Genomic DNA, 20,399 nt, shown 5'->3' on the forward strand with positions numbered 1-20,399 from the left:
AGTTAGCGACCAACTTGGCTGAGATGCTCTCGACCATGCCGCCTGCGCCGATCGAACACGTGCCGACAACACCGGCGCGCGGCAGAATGGTGCGTGGCCACCGTCCGGGCGGCCAAGGCCGGCCGGCGATCGCGCTCGGCCTGATGCTCGGCGCCATTCTGGCGGCAGCACCGGCGCCGGCGCAATCCAGGAGCGGGCCCAAGCCGGCGGCAACAGCCGAAGCCGCCAAAGCCGAAGCCGCCAAGACCAAAGCCGAGAAGGCGACGACGCCGGTCGCCGTCGCGCCGGCGGCACCTGACTCGGCCCCGAGCGAGGACGCCATCCGCGCCAAGTCCGAGGAACTGGAGACCGCGCGCAGCCAGCAGAAGAGCGCGGAAGAGACGCAGCAGAAGCTCAAGGCGGATATCGCCGCCATCGGCCAGGACCGCAGCAAGCTCAACCAGGAATTGATCGACACGTCGGCGCGGGTGCGCGCCATCGAGACCCAGATGACGGCCACCGAGGCCCGCCTCCAGCCGCTCGATGCCCGCGAGCGGGAGATCCGGACCTCGCTCGAATCCCGCCACGGCGAGATCGTCGAGGTGCTGGCCGCGCTGCAGCGCGCCTCCCGAAGGGCGCCGCCGGCGCTGCTGGTGCGCCCCGAAGATGCGCTGGCCTCGCTGCGCACCGCGATCCTGCTCGGCGCCGTGGTGCCGGAACTGCGCGCCCGGGCCGAGGCGCTCGCCAGGGACCTCGGCGAGCTGGTGTCGGTGCGGCGCTCGATCAACGAGGAGCGCGACCGCCTCGCCGCCGATCGCGACCGCCTCAGCGCCGACCGCACGCGGCTCGCCGCACTGGTCGACGAACGCCAGCGCCAACAGAGCGCGGTAGAGAAGGACATGGAGGCGGAGCGATCCCGCGCCGCGACCTTGTCGAAGCAGGTCGAAACGCTGCAGGACCTGATCGGCAAGATGGAGCGCGATCTCAAGAGCGCCGCCAAGGCGGCGGCGACCGCTAGCCTGTCGACCCCCGCCACGGTTAACGGCAAGCCCAATCTCGCCGCGCTCAAGGATCCCGGCCGGCTCAGCCCGGCGATCGCCTTCGCCTCGGCGAGGGGCCTGCTGTCGTTTCCGGTCAACGGCACCAAGATCCGCGATTTCGGCGCGGCTGACGGCGTCGGCGGCGTGGAAAAAGGTATTTCTTTGGCAACGAAGCCGGGCGCTCAGGTCACAACCCCGTGTGATGGCTGGGTGGTGTATTCCGGCCCCTTCCGCAGCTACGGACAACTCTTGATCCTCAACGCTGGCGGCGGGTATCATGTTTTGATTGCCGGGATGGAGCGGATTTCGGTGAATATCGGCCAGTTCGTGCTCACGGGAGAGCCAGTGGCCATAATGGGGACGACATCGCAGGTCGCCTCGATTTTGGCGGCAGCCACCAGTCAGCCCGTGCTCTATGTCGAGTTTCGCAAGGACGGGACTCCGATCGATCCAGGCCCATGGTGGGCCGCAAGTGAAGGCGAAAAGGTTCGCGGATGATGCGCAAGACTTCTCTGGTTCTTCTCAGTGCGGCGGCAGGTGCGGCAGCTACCCTGTTGGTCACTCAACCGCGCGCTGTGATGGTCGGGTCGACTGCCCGCGCCGCCGCGTCCGACACCTACCGCCAGCTCAACCTGTTCGGCGATGTGTTCGAGCGCGTCCGCAGCGACTATGTCGAGAAGCCCGACGACGGCAAGCTGATCGAATCGGCGATCAGCGGCATGCTGACCGGCCTCGATCCGCATTCGAGCTACATGGACGCCAAGAGCTTCCGCGACATGCAGGTGCAGACCCGCGGCGAGTTCGGCGGCCTCGGCATCGAGGTCACCATGGAGGACGGCCTGATCAAGGTGGTGTCGCCGATCGACGACACGCCCGCCTCGAAGGCCGGCATCATGGCCAATGACATCATCACCAATCTCGACGACGAGGCGGTGCAGGGCCTGACCCTGAACCAGGCGGTCGAGAAGATGCGCGGCCCGGTCAACACCAAGATCAAGCTGAAGATCGTCCGCAAGGGCCAGGACAAGCCGATCGAGGTGACGCTGACCCGTGACAACATCCGCGTGCGCTCGGTGCGCGCCCGGGTCGAGGATGGCGACATCGGCTACATCCGCATCACCACCTTCAACGAGCAGACCACCGAAGGCCTCAAGCGCGAGATCGGCAATCTCACCAGCCAGATCGGCGCCGACAAGGTGAAGGGCTTCGTCCTCGACCTGCGCAACAACCCGGGCGGCCTGCTCGAGGAGGCCGTGTCGGTGTCCGACGCCTTCCTGCAGCGCGGCGAGATCGTCTCGACCCGCGGCCGCAATGCCGAGGAGACCCAGCGCCGCACCGCCAAGTCCAAGACCTCCGACCTGATCAAGGGCAAGCCGCTGATCGTTCTGATCAACGGCGGCTCGGCTTCGGCCTCCGAGATCGTCGCCGGCGCGCTGCAGGACCACAAGCGGGCGACCGTGCTCGGCACCCGCTCCTTCGGCAAGGGCTCGGTGCAGACCATCATCCCGCTCGGCTCCGGCAACGGCGCACTGCGGCTGACCACGGCGCGCTATTTCACGCCGTCGGGCAAGTCGATCCAGGCCAAGGGCATCGTCCCCGACATCGAGGTGGTGCAGGACGTGCCGGACGAACTCAAGGCGCGCACCGACACCAAGGGCGAAGCCTCGCTGCGCGGCCATCTCAAGGCCGAAGGTCAGGAAGAGACCGGGTCGCAGTCCTACGTCCCGCCGGAAGCCAAGGACGACAAGGCGCTGAAGTCGGCGGACGACATGTTGCACGGCATCAAGGTCAATGCCTCCAACACCGCGACGCCGCCGTCGCCGGCGACGCCGCCCGCCAAGCCGAACTGAACGGCCGTCGGGCGACGACGAGACATCCTGCTGCAAAGGGCGGTCGCGCGACGCGGCCGCCCTTTGTCGTCGGCGGCGACGCTTCCTGCTTCGTTGGCCCGGCTCTGCTGCGACAAGCCCCGGCCGGCGAGGCTTTCCCGCCAAGCGGTGGCGCCGATCATGTTAGTGTCGGCCGACTGATTCGCAGGGAACCGTCAGGCCGTGACCACGGATGATCTGAGTGCCCCCCTCGGCCAGGGCGCGGTACGGAAACGGCGCTTTCGGCTGCCCCTGAGCGGGCTGCATGTGCTGGCGATGCTGCTGGCCGCCTTTCTGCTCGCCTTCGCGGGCTTCGCCCTGTTCAACCACGACCCGCTCGGCGGTGAACCGATGGCGCGACTCGCCTACGATCCCGCGGCGCTGCCGGGCGACAAGCTGGCGCCGAAGCCGGCAACTGGACCTGCAGCGCCGGGCTCTGCGGCGACGGCGCAGCCGGACGGCGGCGAGGCGGCGGCCGGGCCGGGGCAGAAGACCATCACCATCATCGATGGCTCGAGCGGCACGCAGCATGACGTCGTCGTCGCCAATCCCGGCAGCGGCGGCGCCGGCAGGAGCGGCGACGGCGCCGATGCGGTCCCGACGACGCTCGGCAGCGGCGTCGATCCGCGCCTCGTCGAGACCTCCCGCTACGGTCCGGTGCCGATCACCGCGGGCGCACTGACGCCGTTCCGCGCCTACGCCGCCGGCAGCGACGCCGACCGGGCCCGCGCCGCCAGGATGCCGTGCATCGCCATCGTCGTCGCCGGGCTGGGGATCGGCGCCGCCCGCACCAATGACGCCATCGTCAAGCTGCCGGCGGCGGTGACCCTTGCCTTCACGCCTTACGGCGCCGATCCAGCCAGGCTGGCGGAACGGGCGCGAGCGCAGAAGCATGAGATCCTGCTCCAGATTCCGATGGAGCCGTTCGACTATCCCGATAACGACCCGGGTCCGCGCACATTGATGACCTCGCTGCCGGCGGACCAGAATCTCGATCGTCTCGCCTGGCATCTCAGCCGCCTCGGCGGCTATGTCGGCATCGCCAATTTCATGGGCTCGCGTTTTGTCGCCATGGACGGCGCCATGGCGCCGGTGATCAAGGAGGCGGCCCGGCGCGGCCTCGCCTATCTCGATGACGGCGTCTCGCCCCGCGGCGTCGCCGCCCGGCTCGCCGAAGGCACCACATTGCCCTTCGCCCGGGCGGAGCTCACCATCGACAGCGTGCCGACGCCGCTCGAGATCGACCGCGCCCTCGCCCGGCTCGAGACCATCGCCCGCGAACGCGGCAGCGCGGTGGGCGTCGCCGCCGCCCTTCCGGTCTCGCTGGACCGCTTGGTGGCCTGGTCCAAGACCCTGGAAGCACGCGGGATTTTGCTTGTGCCGTTGACAACCGTAATGCTCAAATCAAAATCGAGCTGACCGGCGATGCCGGGCGGGGCGCGCACCGCGACAAGACACCAAGAAGGGCCGGGCCAGCAATGCCTCGTTACGACGATCTGCCTTACCGAACCTGCGTCGGCGTCATGCTGATCAACCCGCAGGGTCTTGTCTTCATCGGCCGGCGCGCCGGCGGCATCGAGCATGTCGACGACAGCCATGTCTGGCAGATGCCCCAGGGCGGCGTCGATCACGGCGAGGACACCTGGGCGGCGGCGCGGCGCGAGCTCTACGAGGAGACCAATGCCCGCTCGATCGAGAAGCTCGACGAAATCGGCGACTGGCTGACCTACGACATTCCGCGCACCATCGCCGGCCGCGCCTGGAAGGGTCGCTATCGCGGGCAGAAGCAGAAATGGTTCGCCATGCGCTTCATCGGCCGCGACGACGAGATCGATGTCGCCAACCCGGCCGGCGGCCATCACAAGCCGGAATTCGTCGCCTGGCGCTGGGAGCCGATGGAGAATCTGCCCGAGCTGATCGTGCCGTTCAAACGGCCGGTCTATGAGCGCGTGGTGCAGGAATTCAAGAAATACGCGCGCTGAGCTTCGTTCCCCGCCGGTCATGATCACCAGCAAGCCCTATCGCCTCAATGTCGGCATTGCCCTGTTCAATGCCCGCGGCGAGGTGCTGATCGCCCGCCGCTTCCGCGACGACGGCCCGGAGGTGATCTATCCCGGGCTGGAATGGCAGATGCCCCAGGGCGGCATCGACGCCGACGAGGACCCGCGCGAGACGAGCCGGCGGGAATTGTGGGAGGAGACCGGCGTCGCCGACACCGCCTATCTCGGCGAGACCGGCTGGCTGACTTACGAGTTTCCGCCTTACGACGGACCACCACACCGTCTCGCGGTCTTTCGCGGCCAGCGCCAGAAGTGGTTCGCGCTTCGCTTCGCCGGTGACGACGGCGAGATCGATCCCTGCGCCGTGCGCAACGGCCAACCGGCCGAATTCGATGCCTGGCGCTGGGAACGCCTTGCGCGGGTGCCGGAGCTCGTGGTGCCGTTCCGCCGCGAGGTCTATGCGGCGGTGGCGGCGGCCTTCGCGCCGTTTGCGGCGGACAACTAGTGTCCCGTCTCCGAATTACCGCTTCGTTTGCCTCACCCTCGCACGGTCATTCGGAGACGGGACACTAGCAATATCAAAAAGCCCGGCTCACGCCGGGCTTTCGATCGTCTTGCGTCCCGATCGGCGCGCTCAATGCATCGCGGTCGAGCTGATCTGCTGCTGGATCGCCTTGAAATGATCGAGCCGGCTGATGGCGTGATCGAGCTCGTCGCCGGCCTCCTCCGCCTTCAGCTGCTCTTCCATCTCGGAGATCTGCTGGGCGAACGCGGCGTGGTCGAGCTCCTCGATCGAGGTCGCGGTCTCGGTCAGCACCGTCAGCCCCTTGTCGGAGACTTCGGCGGTACCGCCGAGCACGATGATCTTCTCGTGCTTGCCGTTCACCGTGACGGTCAGGATGCCGGGCCGCACGCTGGCAACCAGCGGCGAGTGTCCGGCGAGCACGCCGAAATCACCCTCCAGCCCGGGAACGTCGACCTGCTCGACCTCTCCCGAATAGGCGATCTTTTCCGGCGATACGAGGTCGAAGTGGAACGTGGCCATGATGCGCCTTCGCCTTACGCCGCTTCCGCGAGCTTCTTGCCCTTCTCGACGGCTTCTTCGATGGTGCCGACCATGTAGAAGGCTGCCTCCGGCAGGTGATCATACTTGCCGTCGCACAGGCCCTTGAAGCCCTTGATGGTGTCGGCGAGGTCGACGAACTTGCCCGGCGAGCCGGTGAAGATTTCGGCGACGTGGAACGGCTGCGACAGGAAACGCTCGATTTTGCGGGCGCGCGCCACGGTCAGCTTGTCCTCTTCGGACAGCTCGTCCATGCCGAGAATGGCGATGATGTCCTGCAGCGCCTTGTAGCGCTGGAGAATCTGCTGGACCAGACGGGCCACCGCATAGTGCTCCTCACCGACGATCATCGGGGAGAGCATGCGCGAGGTCGAGTCGAGCGGGTCCACCGCCGGATAGATGCCCTTTTCCGAGATGGCGCGGTTGAGCACCGTGGTGGCGTCGAGGTGGGCGAAGGAGGTCGCGGGCGCCGGGTCGGTGAGGTCGTCCGCCGGCACGTAGATCGCCTGCACCGAGGTGATCGAGCCCTTGGTGGTGGTGGTGATGCGCTCCTGCAGCGCGCCCATGTCGGTGGCCAGCGTCGGCTGATAGCCCACCGCCGAGGGGATGCGGCCGAGCAGCGCCGACACTTCCGAACCCGCCTGGGTGAAGCGGAAGATGTTGTCGACGAAGAACAGCACGTCCTGGCCCTGATCGCGGAAGTGCTCGGCGACGGTGAGGCCGGACAGGCCGACGCGGGCGCGGGCGCCCGGCGGTTCGTTCATCTGGCCGTAGACCAGCGCGCACTTGGAGCCCTGGCCGCCGCCCTTCTTGTTGACGCCCGATTCGATGAACTCGTGATAGAGGTCGTTGCCCTCGCGGGTGCGCTCGCCGACGCCGGCGAACACCGAATACCCGCCGTGAGCCTTGGCGACGTTGTTGATCAGTTCCTGGATCAGCACGGTCTTGCCGACGCCGGCGCCGCCGAACAGGCCGATCTTGCCGCCCTTGGCGTAAGGCGCCAGGAGGTCGACGACCTTGATGCCGGTGACGAGGATCTCGGCCTCGGTCGACTGCTCGGTATAGGCCGGAGCCGGCTGGTGGATGGCGCGCTTGCCTTCGGAGGCGATCGGGCCGCCCTCGTCCACCGGGTCGCCGACCACGTTCATGATGCGGCCGAGGGTACCCTCACCGACCGGCACCGAAATCGGCACGCCGGTGTCGGTCACTTCCTGGCCGCGCACCAGACCTTCGGTGGTGTCCATGGCGATGGTACGCACCGTCGATTCGCCGAGATGCTGGGCGACTTCCAGCACCAGCCGCGAACCGCCGTTGGTGGTTTCCAGCGAATTCAGAATGGCGGGCAGTTGGCCTTCGAACTGCACGTCCACGACGGCGCCGATGACCTGGGTGATACGACCGACCTGATTGGCGGGCTGGGCCATGGAAACTCTCTCCTCGAAGTCTGAAAATCGGGTGTCTTGTGTCGTTTGCTCGTGATGCCGGTCACACCGCCTCGGCGCCGGAGATGATCTCGATCAGTTCCTTCGTGATCATCGCCTGGCGGGTGCGGTTGTAGATCAGCGTCTGCTTGCGGATCATTTCGCCGGCATTGCGGGTGGCGTTGTCCATGGCGCTCATCTGCGCGCCGTAGAACGAAGCGTTGTTCTCGAGCAGCGCGCGGAAGACCTGCACGGCGACATTGCGCGGCAGAAGGCGCGTCAGGATCTCTTCCTCGCTCGGCTCGTAATCGTAGACCGCGGCGGCGACGGCGTCGCCGGCGGCCTCGATCTGCAGCGGGATGATCTGCTGGGCGGTCGGGATCTGGGCGATCACCGAGCGAAAGCGCGAGTAGAACAGGGTGCAGACGTCGAATTCGCCGGCATCGAACAGCGCGAGGACCTTCTTGGCGATGTCCTCGGCGTTCTTGAAGCCGAGCTGGCGCACGCTGCGCAGTTCGACGTGCTCGATGATCTGCTTCTCGAACAGGCGCCGCAGCTGCTCGTAGCCCTTGCGGCCGACGCAGAAGATCTTGACCGTCTTGCCCTGGGCGATCAGCGCCAGGGCGTGATCGCGGGCGAGACGCACGATCGAGGAGTTGAAGGCGCCGGACAGGCCGCGCTCGCCGGTGCAGACCAGCAGCAGGTGGACGTTGTCGCGGCCGGTGCCGGCCAATAGCGCCGGCGCCGTGCCCGAGCCGTTCGCCGCCGCGGCGATGCTGCCGATCATCTTATCCATGCGCTCGGCGAAGGGGCGCGCGGCCTCGGCGGCGGTCTGGGCGCGGCGCAACTTGGACGCCGCCACCATCTGCATCGCCTTGGTGATCTTCTGCGTCGCCTTGGTCGAGGCGATGCGGACCCGCATGTCCTTGAGTGAAGCCATTCTGCGTCTACCCCTGCGGTCGCCCGATGCGCGAACCGCGAACCCCGGTTTGGCCCGGCCGGCATGATGCCGGCCGTGACCGTCTATTCAGGCGAAATGCCTCAGGCGAAGGTCTTGGTGAAGCCGTCGACCACGCCCTTGAGCTTGGCCGCGGCGTCGTCCGACAGGTCGCGGGTGTCACGGATGGTGTTGAGGAGGTCGGCGTGCTTGCCGCGCAGCAGCGACAGCAGGCCGTCCTCGAAGTCGCGCACCTTGGTGACCGGGATGCCGTCGAGATAGCCGTTGACGCCGGCATAGATCACCGCGACCTGCTCTTCCATCTTCAGTGGCGAGAACTGCGGCTGCTTGAGGAGTTCGGTCAGGCGCGAACCGCGGCTGAGCAGGCGCTGGGTGGCGGCGTCGAGGTCGGAGCCGAACTGGGCGAAGGCCGCCATCTCGCGGTACTGGGCCAGCTCGCCCTTGATCTTGCCGGCGACCTTCTTCATCGCCTTGGTCTGCGCCGAGGAGCCGACGCGCGACACCGACAGACCGACGTTCACCGCCGGGCGGATGCCCTGATAGAACAGGTCGGTCTCGAGGAAGATCTGACCGTCGGTGATCGAGATCACGTTGGTCGGAATGTAGGCCGAGACGTCGTTGGCCTGGGTTTCGATCACCGGCAGCGCGGTGAGCGAACCGGCACCCGCGGTGTCGTTCATCTTGGCGGCGCGCTCGAGCAGGCGCGAATGCAGATAGAAGACGTCGCCCGGATAGGCTTCGCGGCCCGGCGGACGGCGCAGCAGCAGCGACATCTGGCGGTAGGCGACGGCCTGCTTGGAGAGGTCGTCATAGATGATCACGGCGTGCATGCCGTTGTCGCGGAAGTACTCGCCCATGGTGCAGCCTGTGAACGGGGCGAGGTACTGCATCGGCGCCGGGTCCGAGGCGGTGGCGGCGACGATGATGGAGTATTCCAGCGCGCCCTGCTCTTCGAGCACCTTGACGAACTGGGCGACGGTCGAGCGCTTCTGGCCGATCGCGACATAGACGCAGTAGAGCTTGATCTTCTCGTCCGGCTGCGCGTTGAGCGGCTTCTGGTTGAGAATGGTGTCGAGGGCGATCGCGGTCTTGCCGGTCTGGCGGTCGCCGATGATCAGCTCGCGCTGGCCGCGGCCGACCGGGATCAGCGCGTCGATGGCCTTGAGGCCGGTCGCCATCGGCTCGTGCACCGACTTGCGCGGAATGATGCCGGGCGCCTTGACGTCGACGCGCTTGCGCTCGGTCGCCTGGATCGGGCCCTTGCCGTCGATCGGATTGCCGAGGGCGTCGACGACGCGGCCGAGCAGGCCCTTGCCGACGGGAGCGTCGACAATGGCGCGGGTGCGCTTGACGGTCTGGCCTTCCTTGATCTCGCGGTCGGCGCCGAAGATCACGATGCCGACATTGTCGGTTTCGAGATTGAGCGCCATGCCGCGCGTGCCGTTCTCGAACTCGACCATCTCGCCGGCCTGGACGTTGTCGAGGCCGTAGACGCGGGCGATGCCGTCACCGACGCTCAGCACCTGGCCGACTTCCGTGACCTCGGCTTCCTGGCCGAAATTCTTGATCTGGTTCTTGAGAATTGCGGAAATTTCCGCGGCGCGGATGTCCATCAGCCTGCCTCTTTCATCGCGTGCTTGATCGAGTTGAGTTTGGTGCGAAGCGAACTGTCGACCATGCGGCTGCCGAGCTTGACGATAAGCCCGCCGATGATCGAGGGATCGACTTTCACGTTGAGCGAGACATCCTTGCCGGTCGCCGTCTTGAGCGCGGCGCGCAGGGTGTCGAGATTCTTGTCACTGAGCGGTTCGGCGACGGTGACGTCGGCCGAGGCCTCGCCGCGGAAGCGCGCCACCAGGACGTTGAAGGCGCGGATCACGTCGCGGACGACGAACAGGCGGCGGTTTGCGGTGAGCACGCCGAGAAACTTGGCGCCGGTGCCGGAGATGCCGACCTTGTCGAGCACCGCGTTGAGCGCCCGGGCCTGCGCATCGGCGGTGAATACCGGACTGCGCACCAGGCGGGCGAGGTCGGGGCTTTCGGCGATCAGCGCATCGAACTTGTCGAGATCCGCCTTGATGGCATCGATCGACCGCTCGTCGCGGGCAAGTTCGAAAAGGGCAGTCGCATAACGACCGGAGACACCTGAAACGGACTGATCTTCTGCTGCCACGAATGCGCTCTATCTGGCTGTCGGATGGCCAAGCCCAAAGATCGTCGCCACGCGGGTGGCAGGCGATCAAAGTCCTTGGAATTCAAGCTGGACTTTTGTTTTCGGGACGACAGGCGTGCGCCGCCGCCGCTAAAAATCGCGGTTTGCTAACATACGCGACGCGCAGGCGCAACATGACGAGGCCCTGCTGCGACCATTGTCGCGCGGGCCAAAAACCGGCCGCAGCGATACCGCGACGCGCGTCGCGACAGCCCCGGCCACGCCGTTGTGACGGTACGCCGTAACGCAGGGCCGCCCGCCTCGCCGACCGAGCGAAGCGACGGGCCGCCCTCCCTCGGCCGCGCGTTCCCGTCGAGGGCGAGGGACCCGGCTCCACCCACGGCGAACTGCCGGATCACAGCCAAGTACCGAGGTACCGCAAACGGCTTCCCTGCTCCCGCGTGGCGCAATAGTGCATTGCCGCCACCGCATAGCTGGCCCGCCGACCGTCCCCGCCACTTCATCTTGCGGGTGGCTAACGAAATCTTAGCGCCCAAGTCGAGGCGCGGATCTCAACGTTAAAAATTCGTTAAATAGAAGTATTTTTAAAGTTAACCAGATTTGGCCCAGGTTAGCCAAGTCATCCCGCGAGATTAGGGAACAAGATCCTGCGCCGCGTTTCCGCCTCATTGTCCGGTGCACGGTCCTGCCCATCCAAGCCGACCGGCTATAGCCAGGACGGAGACAAAAATACCTTCCATTTACGCTACATAGGGACAAGTTGATGAATTTAAACGTGAACTTTGCGCCGTGGCGCGCCACGACGGGACGCAAGGTCGTGACCGCAGCCATCGCTATTTCGGTCCTCGCCGCCGGCGTCTCGACCGCCTCTGCCCGCTCCCGTCACCATCATCATTCCAACTGGCGCAACGCCAACGCGTCGATTTCCTTGAGCCATGGCTTCTCCGGCATGGCCTCCTTCTACGGCAACGAATCCGGCTCCCGGACCGCTTCGGGCCAGCGCTTCAACCAGAACGCCCTGACCGCCGCCCACCGCAGCCTGCCCTTCGGCACCCGCGTCAAGGTGACCCATGCCGGGCGTAGCGTTGTCGTGACCATCAATGACCGTGGCCCGTTCGTGCGTGGCCGGGTTCTGGACCTCTCCACCGCCGCCGCGCGCGCCGTGGGACTGACTGGCCGCGGCGTCGGCATGGTCTACGCCGAAGTCCAGTAAGCTTCGGTCCAGAACGCTTCGCGGCTTCCATCGCTGAGAAGCCGAACTCGAAAAGCTGAAGTCGAACGAGGTCGGGCGACACCCTCGCCAGCGATCGCGCTGATGGCTGTCCCGATCCGCCCGGTGCGATCAGGGCGGCCGCCGGCGTTTGGGCGTGCCGGCATCGGCCCGCGCGGCACCGCAGCTCACGGTTCGAGACGGGACACGACCCGCCTCAGACGAAACTCTGGGGGTCGACATCGACCTCGAGCTTGAGGGTGCCGGTGACCTTGGGCACGTCCGTCAGCCAGTCCCGCAGATAGGCCGAGAGATCGTAGCTGCGCGTCGTTTTCACCAGCAGGCGAAAGCGGTAGCGGCCCTTGATCACCGCCAGCGGCGCTTCCGCCGGCCCCAGCACCAGCACTCCCTCGGCGGTCGGCGCCAGCGCCGCCAGCCGTCGGGCATAGCCTTCCGCGATCGGCCGATCGCCCGCCGAGACAATCAGGCTGGCGAGGCGGCCGAACGGCGGGTAGCCGGTGCGCTCGCGGGCCTCGATCTCACTGTCGTAGAAGGCCTCGCGGTCGCAGGCCACCAGCGCCTTCATCACCGGATGTTCGGGCTGGTGGGTCTGCAGATAGCCGATGCCGCGGCCCTGCTCGCGGCCGGCGCGACCGATCACCTGGTTGAGGAGCTGGAAGGTGCGCTCGGCGGCGCGGGGGTCGCCGTTGCCGAGGCCGAGATCGGCGTCGATGACGCCGACGAGATTGAGGCGCGGGAAGTGATGGCCCTTGGCCACGAGCTGGGTGCCAATGATCAGATCGACCCGGCCCTCGGCGATCTCGGTGAGCTCCGCGCGCATGGCTTCGATCGAGGTGATGAGGTCGCTCGACAGCACCATGCTGCGGGCCTCCGGAAACAACGCCGCGGCCTCTTCCTGCAGCCGCTCGACCCCGGGGCCGATGGCGGCGAGGCTCTCCTCGGCGCCGCAATGGGGGCAGAGCCGCGGCCGCGGCATCGAGAAGCCGCAGTGATGGCAGACGAGGCGCTGGCGAAAGCGGTGATCGACCAGCCAGGCGTCGCAGATGTTGCAGGAGAAGCGATGGCCGCAGGCCCGGCACAGGGTCAGCGGAGCATAACCGCGACGGTTGAGAAAGAGCAGCGCCTGCTCGCGTCGCTCGATGGCGTTGCGCACCGCCTCGGCCAGAGGCGGGGAAATGAAACGGCCGCGCGCCGGCCCCGCGCGCCGCAGATCGATGGCCTCGATATGGGGCATGTGCTGGCCGCCGAACCGCGCCGGCAACGCGATCCGCTTGTAACGACCCTTGCGGGCATTGACCTCGGTCTCCACCGAGGGCGTCGCCGAGGCCAGCACCACCGGGATTTTGGCGATATGGCCGCGCACCACCGCCATGTCACGGGCGTGATAATGGGCGCCGTCGTCCTGCTTGTAGGCCTGGTCGTGCTCCTCGTCGACGACGATCAGGCCGAGATCGGCATAGGGCAGGAACAGGGCCGAGCGCGCGCCGATCACCGTCTTTGCCTCGCCGGCGGCGATCGCCGCCCAGTTGCGGGCGCGGTTGCGCGGCGTCAGTTCCGAATGCCATTCCAGCGGCCGGACGCCGAAGCGGGCGGCGAAGCGGTCGAGGAACTGACCGGTGAGCGCGATTTCCGGCACCAGGATCAGTGCCTGGCGGCCGCGGCGCACGGTCTCCGCCACCGCCTCGAAATAGACCTCGGTCTTGCCCGAGCCGGTGACGCCGTCGAGCAGGGCGACCTGGAACGCATCCGCGCCGGCCAGCGCGCGCAGCGCCGCCGCCGCCGCCTGCTGGACCGGCGTGAAGTCGGGAACGGCGAAATCCGGGTCCGGCGCCGGCGGCGACGGAGGTTTCGGCATCACCTCCACGGTGAGCGTGCCCTCGTCGACGAGGCCGTCGACCACCCCCGCGGATACGCCGGCTTCGCGCGCGGCCTCGGATTTGGCGTGCAGCAATCCGTCGGACAGCACCTCGATCAGCCGGCGCCGTGCCGCGGTCAATCGTTGCGGCGGCTCGCCGACGAGACGTACGCCGAGGCGGGCGCGTTCCGGGCCGAGATGCTCACCCATGCGCAGTGCCATGCGCAGTACCATGCCGCGGGCCGACAAGGTGTAATTGGCGACCCAGTCGACGAAATTGCGCAGTTCGCCGCGCAGCGGCGGCACATCGTATTTGTCGGCGACATCCTTGAGGCGGTTATGCAGCCGCGGATCGGGATTGGCATTCTCGGCCCACACCACCGCCATGGTGGCCCGGGCGCCGAGCGGCACCGCGACGACGTCGCCCGGCGACAGTTCCATCCCTGACGGCACGCGATAGGAATATGTCTGGTCCAGCGCCACCGGAACCAGGACATCGACGACGCGGGAAGCTGGGCGGGGTGGCGTCAAGGGGCGACTCGGGCGGTAGACATCCTGACCCTATTACATCATCGGCAGCCGCGGTTAAGGCGCCCGGCACAGCTTTTCACGCCACGGGCGAGGCGCCTTAACCAAGGCTGAACCGCCGCGGCCGATGATGGCGCGATCGTTGGCGGGGAAGGATCATGGCGAACCACGGGACAAAGCCAAAACAGGAGGCGCAACAGTCGGCCGAGGCTGTCCTGCTGCCCTGCGCCGGCGCCGATCTCGTCGCCGAGATGACCCGCTGGCTCGGCCATCTGCGCGCCGAACGGCGGCTGTCGCCCAAGACGCTCGAAGCCTATGCCCGCGACCTGCGCCAGTTCGTGCTCTTTCTCGGACAGCACTGGGCGCAAAAGGTAACGCTGGCGCGCTTCGCAGGACTGGAAGCCTCCGATGTGCGCTCCTTCATGGCGGCCCGGCGCGCCGAGGAGGTCGCCGGCCGTTCGCTGATGCGGGCGCTGGCGGGGCTGCGCTCTTTCGCCCGTTTTCTCGAGCGCGAGGGCAAGGGCCGCGTCGGGGCGCTGGCCGCGATCCGCGCGCCGAAGGTCGCCAAGAGCCTGCCCAAACCGCTGCAAATGACCGCGGCCAAACGCATCGTCGACGCCGACCTGCGCGCCGGCGAGGACCGCGAGCCGTGGATTCTCGCCCGTGACGCCGCGGTGCTGGCGCTGCTCTACGGCTCGGGCCTGCGCATTTCCGAAGCGCTCGGCCTCAAGCGCCGCGACGTGCCGGCGCCGGGCGAGGGCGACGTGCTGGTAGTCACCGGCAAGGGCAACAAGACCCGCATGGTGCCGGTGCTGCAGAACGTGCTGCAGCTGATCACCGATTATGTCGCGGTCTGTCCCTATCACCTCGCCCCTGAACAGCCCATCTTCGTCGGCGCCAAGGGCGGGCCCTTGAGCCCGCGCATCATCCAGCTGGCGATGGCGAGCCTGCGCGGCGCGCTCGGACTGCCGGACAGCGCCACGCCCCACGCGCTGCGCCATTCCTTCGCTACCCATCTCCTGGCGCGCGGCGGCGACCTGCGCGCGATCCAGGAATTGCTCGGCCACGCCTCGCTCTCGACCACTCAGATCTACACCGGGGTCGATGCCGAACGACTGATGGACGTCTACCGCTCCGCCCATCCCCGATCATGACGGCTGCTTGACGGCTCGGCGCGACGGTATTTGGCGCTTGCGGACTGGGCGGCGGTTACGGCAAACAGGCGCGCGGAACTCGAACCGGGCGGAGGGAATCGACCATGAGCGCGCATGAAAGTATCGAGCACGCCGAGCATGCCGAGCATGCATCCAGCGAGAACAAGAAGATCGCCCTCCTGATCTCGGTGATCGCGCTCTGCCTCGCGCTATCGGAAACCCTGGGCAAGGGCGCCCAGACCGAATCCATCGGCAAGAATGTCGAAGCGGCCAATCTGTGGTCGTTCTTCCAGGCCAAGACGATCCGCCGCACCGCGGTCCAGACCGCCGCGGAGAGCCTGAAGATCACCGTGCCCGGGATCAGCGACGAGGCCCAGAAGGCGGCGGCGCTCAAGCAGGTCGAGGACTGGCAGAAGACTGCGGCGCGCTACCGCTCGGAGCCGGAGACCAACGAAGGCAGCGAGCAGCTCGCCGAGCGCGCCAAGCATGCCGAGCACGAGCGCGACCTGGCGCTTGCCAAATATCACCACTTCGAGCTCGCTTCGGGCGCCTTCCAGATCGCCATCGTCCTCGCCTCGGCGACCATCATCACCGGCATGCTGGCGCTGGCCTGGATCTCGGGCCTTCTGGCGCTCGGCGGCGTCGCCTTCACCGCACTCGGCCTGTTCGCGCCCCATGCGGTGCATTTGATGTGAGGCGATGGCGCCCGAGGGTGCGATGACGCAGACCGGCGCGGCGCGCACTTGCGGACGACCATAAACCGGGCGACGACAACATCGGGTGTGCTGCGCACTGACATCTCTGCGCGCCGCAGCTCGAAGGATGAGCAGGAACTCGTCAGTCCACCGCGGACTGCTTCGTCGATGTCGCCTGAACCCGCCGGCGGAAGCGCTGCACCAGCTTGAGCCAATGTGACCGCGCTGTCGGACGCAACGCCCTCGCCATCGCGCGCAGATGGGCGATGTAAGGGTCGGCCAGACGATGGGCGGCATCGCGCCAGCCGATCACCAGCTCGTAGCCGCGGCGAAACCAGTCGAGCTGCAGCAACTTGTCGCGGGTGACGTCGAAGGCGAAGGCGGTGATCGCGGCGCCGATGATCTTGGCCGCGGCCAGCACGATCAACGCCAGCAGCCAGTGACCATAGGCCAGCGGCCACAGCGCCAGCAATTCGAGACCGAAATAGATCGCCGCCGGGATCAGGAAGACCACCAGCGTCGCCGTCGGCGACAGATGATCGATGGCAGCGGCGATCTGCTGCTTGAGGCGGCGCCAGGGAATGATGTCGACGATCCAGCGGATCGCCGGCACCAGATGGTCCCACAGCCACTGCTCCAGCAGGAAGAGCAGCGCGAGCAGGAACCAGAGCGGCCTCAGCAGGCGGTGCATGGTCGTCCTCGGCCCCGGCTCAGCCATTCAGTTCACCTGCTCTCTCGGCTGCGCCAATTGGCGCCAACCCGTCGATCATCAGCGCCCGATCAACCCAATTCGCTGATGCCCCCAGGGTTCGCCCCCGGCCCGGAACCGCCATCGTGACGGAACTCCGTGCCGTGCGCCAGCTCACACTTACATATGAATGGCGCGCTTGCCGACCGACAGCGCCGCTTCCTTGATCGCCTCGGAACGGGTCGGATGGGCGTGACAGGTGCGGGCCAGATCCTCCGCCGAACCGCCGAACTCCATCAGCACCGCCGCCTCGTGGATCATTTCGCCCGCCTCGCGGCCGACGATGTGAACGCCGAGCACCCGGTCGGTCCTGGCGTCGGCCAGGATTTTCACCATGCCATCGGTGGTCTGGTTGACCTTGGAACGGCCGTTGGCGGTAAAGGGAAACTTGCCGACGGTATAGGCGATGCCGGCGGCCTTGAGGTCTTCCTCGGTCTTGCCCACCGAGGCGACCTCCGGCGTGGTGTAGACCACACCCGGAATGACGTCGTAATTGACGTGGCCGGACTGGCCCGCGAGAATCTCGGCGACCGCGACCCCCTCGTCCTCGGCCTTGTGCGCCAGCATCGGACCCGCGATCACATCGCCGATGGCATAGACGCCGGGCACCGTGGTGGCGAAATGCGCGTCGGTCTGGATCCGGCCGCGATTGTCGAGGGCGACGCCGGCCTCCTTGAGACCGAGCCCGTCGGTAAAGGGCACGCGGCCGACGGCGACCAGCACGACATCGGCTTCCAGCGTCTCCGCCCCGCCGCCAGCGGCGGATTCGATCTGCGCCTTGAGCTTCTTGCCCGAGGCATCGACCGCCGTCACCTTGGCGCCGAGCTTGAAGGCGATACCCTGCTTCTCAAGGATGCGCTGGAACTGGCGGACGATCTCGCCATCCATGCCCGGCAGGATGCGATCCAGGAATTCCACCACGGTGACCTGCGCGCCGAGGCGCCGCCACACCGAGCCGAGCTCGAGGCCGATGACACCGGCGCCGATCACGACCAGCTTCTCCGGCACCTTGTCGAGCGATAGCGCACCCGTCGAGGAGACGATGCGCTTCTCGTCGATCTCGATGCCCTTGAGGCGGGTGACGTCGGAGCCCGAGGCGATGACGATGTTCTTCGTCTCGAAGATTTCGGTCTTGCCGTCGGCCGCCTTGACCTCGACCCGGCCGGTGCCGAGCACCTTGCCGGTGCCGCGCAGCACATCGATCTTGTTCTTCTTCATCAGGAAATCGACGCCCTTGACGTTGCCGTCGATGCCTTCCTGCTTGAACTTCATCATCGCCGGCAGGTCGAGCTTGGGCGTGGGAACGCCGATGCCCATCTTGGCGAAGGAATGCTCGGCTTCCTCGAACAGTTCCGACGCGTGCAGCAGCGCCTTGGACGGCATGCAGCCGACATTGAGGCAGGTGCCCCCGAGCGTCGGCTTCTTCTCGACCACGGCGACCTTCATCCCAAGCTGCGCCGCGCGGATAGCGCCGACATAGCCCCCCGGGCCGGTGCCAATGACAATCAGATCGTAGCTCGCCATGAGTGCTCCTGTTCGGGACTTGAAGTGCCGCGGCTTCTTCAGCGGCCGCCGGACACGTCGAGGATGGAAGATGTGACGTAGGACGCATCGTCGGACATCAGCCAGACGATGGCATTGGCAATTTCATCCGCGGTGCCGACGCGCTGCATCGGCACGTTCTTGGCGAGGCGGAAGGCGCGGTCGGGCTCCCCGCCGCTGGCGTGAATGTCGGTATCGATCAGGCCAGGCCGCACCGCCGTGACGCGGATACCCTCGGCGGCGACCTCGTAGCCGAGGCCGAGGGTGAAGGTGTCGATCGCCGCCTTGGAGGCGGCGTAGTCGACATAGGTGTTGGGCGAGCCGAGCTTGGCCGCCACCGACGACAGGTTGACGATGACGCCGCCCTTGCCGCCGTGGCGGGTCGACATCCGCTTCACCGCCTCGCGGGCGCAGAGCATGCTCCCGGTGACGTTGACGGTCATGATGCGGGCGATGCGCGCCGCGCTCATGTCTTCCACCCGCGCCGAGACGTCGACGACCCCGGCATTGTTGACCAGCGCGCCGAGCTCGCCGAAGCCGTCCGCGGCCTTGAACAGGCCGAGGATGTCGGCTTCGGAAGCGACGTCGCAACGGGTCGCCATCGCCGCGCCGCCGGCGGACGTGATGGTGGAGACCACCTCCTGCGCCGCTTCGGCGTTGCTGGCGTAGCCGATCAGGACACGCCAGCCGCGCTTGGCGGCGAGCAGGGCGGTGGCGCGGCCGATGCCGCGGCTGCCTCCGGTAATGACGGCAACGCGATCGCTCATGACCTAACCCCTGCGCGCGATCAGAGATCGAGGACGAGGCGCGCCGGATCTTCCAGCGTCTCCTTGATGCGGACGAGGAAGGTGACCGCCTCCTTGCCGTCGATGACGCGGTGGTCATAGGACAGCGCGAGATACATCATCGGCCGGACCTCGATCTTGCCGCCGACCACCACGGGCCGCTCCTGGATCTTGTGCATGCCCAGAATGCCGGACTGCGGCGCGTTGAGGATCGGCGTCGACATCAGCGAACCGTAGACGCCGCCGTTGGAGATGGTGAAGGTGCCGCCCTGCATCTCCTCGATCTTGAGCTGGCCGTCGCGGGCGCGGCGACCGAACTCGGAGATCGACTTCTCGATTTCGGCAATCGACTTGACGTCGCAGTCGCGCACCACCGGCACGACGAGGCCCTTGTCGGTGCCGACCGCAACCCCGAGGTGATAGTAGTTCTTGTAGATCAGGTCGGTGCCATCGATCTCGGCATTCACCGCCGGCACGTCCTTGAGCGCCTGAACGCAGGCGCGGGCGAAGAAGCCCATGAAGCCGAGCTTCACGCCGTGCTTCTTCTCGAACACGTCCTTGTACTGGCTGCGCAGCGCCATCAGGTGGCTCATGTCGACCTCGTTGAAGGTCGTGAGCATGGCGGCGGTGTTCTGCACATCCTTGAGGCGGCGGGCGATGGTCTGGCGCAGACGCGTCATCTTCACCCGCTCCTCGCGGGCGGCGTCGTCGGCCGGCGACGGCGCCCGCACCTGGACGGCGGCGGCCGGCTGGCTGACCGGGGTCGGCGCGGCGGCGGCCTTCTCGATGGCGGCCAGCATGTCACCCTTGGTGACGCGGCCATCCTTGCCCGAGCCCGGCACGGTTGCGGCATCGATGCCGCTTTCGGCCGACAGTTTCCGCACCGACGGCGCCAGCGTCGCATCGGTCGGCGCGAGTTTCGGCGCAGCGGCGGCGACTGACGCGGCCGCAGGCTTGGCGGCGGGCGCCGCGGCGGCCGGCTTGGCGGCGGCGCCGTCCGAGATCTGGCCGAGCAGCGCGCCGACCGCGACGGTCTCGCCGTCCTTGGCGACGATCTCGCCGAGCGTGCCGGCAGCCGGCGCCGGCACCTCGATGGTGACCTTGTCGGTCTCCAGCTCCACCAGCGGCTCGTCGACGGCGACGGCCTCGCCCTGCTTCTTGAACCAGCGCCCGATCGTCGCCTCGGTGACGGATTCGCCGAGCGTGGGGACACGAATTTCGGTCATGATGTTTTCCCTTTTGCGCCGACGCCTGTCGCGGCGCGGCGTTCTAGATCTCTGACTTGAAGCGAACGGCCGGAGACCCGGCCCGGAAAATAATCTGGTGATGCAGCCGGCCGCGCCGCGAGCACTTCGCCCA

At 67.2% G+C, this 20,399-nt stretch carries 18 protein-coding genes; 8 read left to right on the forward strand and 10 right to left on the reverse strand.

Annotated features, from left to right (window positions below):
- The first annotated feature begins 23 nt into the window (after nucleotides 1-23).
- From DB459_RS08185 to DB459_RS08205, 5 genes are all read left to right on the forward strand, one after another.
- A complete protein-coding gene (locus DB459_RS08185) occupies nucleotides 24-1,517 on the forward strand; it encodes a murein hydrolase activator EnvC (protein ID WP_253713472.1) in 1,494 nt (497 codons plus the stop codon).
- Nucleotides 1,514-2,869 (forward strand): S41 family peptidase, encoded by a 1,356-nt coding sequence (locus DB459_RS08190; RefSeq protein ID WP_253712380.1) that lies wholly within the window; start codon nucleotides 1,514-1,516, stop codon nucleotides 2,867-2,869. Before DB459_RS08185 ends, DB459_RS08190 begins: the two co-directional genes overlap by 4 nt.
- A 201-nt stretch (nucleotides 2,870-3,070) precedes the next feature.
- Nucleotides 3,071-4,306, forward strand: a complete 1,236-nt coding sequence (locus DB459_RS08195) for a divergent polysaccharide deacetylase family protein (RefSeq protein WP_253712381.1) — start codon at nucleotides 3,071-3,073, stop codon at nucleotides 4,304-4,306.
- Between the two features lie 59 nt (nucleotides 4,307-4,365).
- The gene (locus DB459_RS08200; protein ID WP_253712382.1) at nucleotides 4,366-4,869 is read left to right on the forward strand and encodes an RNA pyrophosphohydrolase; all 504 of its coding nucleotides are present in this window, start codon (nucleotides 4,366-4,368) and stop codon (nucleotides 4,867-4,869) included.
- Nucleotides 4,870-4,888: 19 nt separating this feature from the next.
- Nucleotides 4,889-5,392: an RNA pyrophosphohydrolase gene (locus DB459_RS08205; RefSeq protein WP_253712383.1), complete on the forward strand. Its 504-nt coding sequence runs from the start codon at nucleotides 4,889-4,891 to the stop codon at nucleotides 5,390-5,392.
- 129 nt (nucleotides 5,393-5,521) lie between these two features.
- On the opposite strand, the gene DB459_RS08210 is transcribed toward DB459_RS08205, so the two are convergent.
- From DB459_RS08210 to DB459_RS08230, 5 genes are all read right to left on the reverse strand, one after another.
- Entirely contained in the window at nucleotides 5,522-5,932 is a 411-nt protein-coding gene (locus tag DB459_RS08210; RefSeq protein ID WP_253712384.1) for a F0F1 ATP synthase subunit epsilon, read from the reverse strand.
- A 14-nt stretch (nucleotides 5,933-5,946) separates the two neighbouring features.
- Entirely contained in the window at nucleotides 5,947-7,374 is a 1,428-nt protein-coding gene (atpD, locus tag DB459_RS08215) for a F0F1 ATP synthase subunit beta (RefSeq protein WP_253712385.1), read from the reverse strand.
- Between the two features lie 61 nt (nucleotides 7,375-7,435).
- Nucleotides 7,436-8,311 carry a F0F1 ATP synthase subunit gamma gene (locus DB459_RS08220; RefSeq protein ID WP_253712386.1) on the reverse strand — a complete coding sequence of 292 codons (876 nt, stop codon included), beginning with the start codon at nucleotides 8,309-8,311 and terminating at the stop codon, nucleotides 7,436-7,438.
- 101 nt (nucleotides 8,312-8,412) lie between these two features.
- Entirely contained in the window at nucleotides 8,413-9,942 is a 1,530-nt protein-coding gene (gene atpA / locus DB459_RS08225) for a F0F1 ATP synthase subunit alpha (RefSeq protein WP_253712387.1), read from the reverse strand.
- Nucleotides 9,942-10,502 carry a F0F1 ATP synthase subunit delta gene (locus DB459_RS08230; protein WP_253712388.1) on the reverse strand — a complete coding sequence of 187 codons (561 nt, stop codon included), beginning with the start codon at nucleotides 10,500-10,502 and terminating at the stop codon, nucleotides 9,942-9,944. Before DB459_RS08230 ends, atpA begins: the two co-directional genes overlap by 1 nt.
- A 763-nt stretch (nucleotides 10,503-11,265) precedes the next feature.
- Between DB459_RS08230 and DB459_RS08235 the strand changes: the two genes are divergently transcribed.
- Nucleotides 11,266-11,715, forward strand: a complete 450-nt coding sequence (locus DB459_RS08235; RefSeq protein WP_253712389.1) for a septal ring lytic transglycosylase RlpA family protein — start codon at nucleotides 11,266-11,268, stop codon at nucleotides 11,713-11,715.
- A 214-nt stretch (nucleotides 11,716-11,929) separates the two neighbouring features.
- Here the strand turns inward: DB459_RS08235 and DB459_RS08240 are convergent, their stop codons facing one another.
- Entirely contained in the window at nucleotides 11,930-14,119 is a 2,190-nt protein-coding gene (locus tag DB459_RS08240) for a primosomal protein N' (RefSeq protein ID WP_253712390.1), read from the reverse strand.
- A 248-nt stretch (nucleotides 14,120-14,367) separates the two neighbouring features.
- Here DB459_RS08240 and DB459_RS08245 point away from each other — a divergent pair, with 248 nt between their 5' ends.
- The gene (locus tag DB459_RS08245) at nucleotides 14,368-15,270 is read left to right on the forward strand and encodes a tyrosine recombinase XerC (protein ID WP_371926965.1); all 903 of its coding nucleotides are present in this window, start codon (nucleotides 14,368-14,370) and stop codon (nucleotides 15,268-15,270) included.
- 104 nt (nucleotides 15,271-15,374) lie between these two features.
- Nucleotides 15,375-15,965 (forward strand): DUF4337 domain-containing protein, encoded by a 591-nt coding sequence (locus DB459_RS08250; RefSeq protein WP_253712392.1) that lies wholly within the window; start codon nucleotides 15,375-15,377, stop codon nucleotides 15,963-15,965.
- A gap of 142 nt (nucleotides 15,966-16,107) precedes the next feature.
- Here the strand turns inward: DB459_RS08250 and DB459_RS08255 are convergent, their stop codons facing one another.
- The 4 genes from DB459_RS08255 to odhB all read right to left on the reverse strand — a co-directional run bounded on the left by DB459_RS08255 (nucleotide 16,108) and on the right by odhB (nucleotide 20,266).
- Nucleotides 16,108-16,683 (reverse strand): hypothetical protein, encoded by a 576-nt coding sequence (locus tag DB459_RS08255; protein WP_253712393.1) that lies wholly within the window; start codon nucleotides 16,681-16,683, stop codon nucleotides 16,108-16,110.
- Nucleotides 16,684-16,833: 150 nt separating this feature from the next.
- Nucleotides 16,834-18,237 (reverse strand): dihydrolipoyl dehydrogenase, encoded by a 1,404-nt coding sequence (gene lpdA / locus DB459_RS08260; RefSeq protein ID WP_253712394.1) that lies wholly within the window; start codon nucleotides 18,235-18,237, stop codon nucleotides 16,834-16,836.
- 38 nt (nucleotides 18,238-18,275) lie between these two features.
- Nucleotides 18,276-19,022, reverse strand: coding sequence for an SDR family oxidoreductase (locus DB459_RS08265; RefSeq protein ID WP_253712395.1), 747 nt, complete (start codon nucleotides 19,020-19,022; stop codon nucleotides 18,276-18,278).
- 20 nt (nucleotides 19,023-19,042) lie between these two features.
- Entirely contained in the window at nucleotides 19,043-20,266 is a 1,224-nt protein-coding gene (gene odhB / locus DB459_RS08270) for a 2-oxoglutarate dehydrogenase complex dihydrolipoyllysine-residue succinyltransferase (protein ID WP_253712396.1), read from the reverse strand.
- Nucleotides 20,267-20,399 lie beyond the last annotated feature (133 nt).

This window comes from Bradyrhizobium sp. WD16 (assembly GCF_024181725.1).
In the GTDB taxonomy this organism is placed as follows: domain Bacteria; phylum Pseudomonadota; class Alphaproteobacteria; order Rhizobiales; family Xanthobacteraceae; genus Bradyrhizobium_A.

What these genes read in the sequence shown, in the direction of transcription:
- DB459_RS08185 (WP_253713472.1), top strand. Translation starts at nt 24, where the DNA reads ATGCTCTCGACCATGCCGCCTGCGCCGATCGAACACGTGCCGACAACA.
- DB459_RS08190 (WP_253712380.1), top strand. Translation starts at nt 1,514, where the DNA reads ATGATGCGCAAGACTTCTCTGGTTCTTCTCAGTGCGGCGGCAGGTGCG.
- DB459_RS08200 (WP_253712382.1), top strand. Translation starts at nt 4,366, where the DNA reads ATGCCTCGTTACGACGATCTGCCTTACCGAACCTGCGTCGGCGTCATG.
- DB459_RS08205 (WP_253712383.1), top strand. Translation starts at nt 4,889, where the DNA reads ATGATCACCAGCAAGCCCTATCGCCTCAATGTCGGCATTGCCCTGTTC.
- DB459_RS08210 (WP_253712384.1), bottom strand. Translation starts at nt 5,932, where the DNA reads ATGGCCACGTTCCACTTCGACCTCGTATCGCCGGAAAAGATCGCCTAT.
- atpD (WP_253712385.1), bottom strand. Translation starts at nt 7,374, where the DNA reads ATGGCCCAGCCCGCCAATCAGGTCGGTCGTATCACCCAGGTCATCGGC.
- DB459_RS08220 (WP_253712386.1), bottom strand. Translation starts at nt 8,311, where the DNA reads ATGGCTTCACTCAAGGACATGCGGGTCCGCATCGCCTCGACCAAGGCG.
- atpA (WP_253712387.1), bottom strand. Translation starts at nt 9,942, where the DNA reads ATGGACATCCGCGCCGCGGAAATTTCCGCAATTCTCAAGAACCAGATC.
- DB459_RS08235 (WP_253712389.1), top strand. Translation starts at nt 11,266, where the DNA reads ATGAATTTAAACGTGAACTTTGCGCCGTGGCGCGCCACGACGGGACGC.
- DB459_RS08245 (WP_371926965.1), top strand. Translation starts at nt 14,368, where the DNA reads ATGACCCGCTGGCTCGGCCATCTGCGCGCCGAACGGCGGCTGTCGCCC.
- DB459_RS08250 (WP_253712392.1), top strand. Translation starts at nt 15,375, where the DNA reads ATGAGCGCGCATGAAAGTATCGAGCACGCCGAGCATGCCGAGCATGCA.
- DB459_RS08255 (WP_253712393.1), bottom strand. Translation starts at nt 16,683, where the DNA reads ATGGCTGAGCCGGGGCCGAGGACGACCATGCACCGCCTGCTGAGGCCG.
- lpdA (WP_253712394.1), bottom strand. Translation starts at nt 18,237, where the DNA reads ATGGCGAGCTACGATCTGATTGTCATTGGCACCGGCCCGGGGGGCTAT.
- DB459_RS08265 (WP_253712395.1), bottom strand. Translation starts at nt 19,022, where the DNA reads ATGAGCGATCGCGTTGCCGTCATTACCGGAGGCAGCCGCGGCATCGGC.
- odhB (WP_253712396.1), bottom strand. Translation starts at nt 20,266, where the DNA reads ATGACCGAAATTCGTGTCCCCACGCTCGGCGAATCCGTCACCGAGGCG.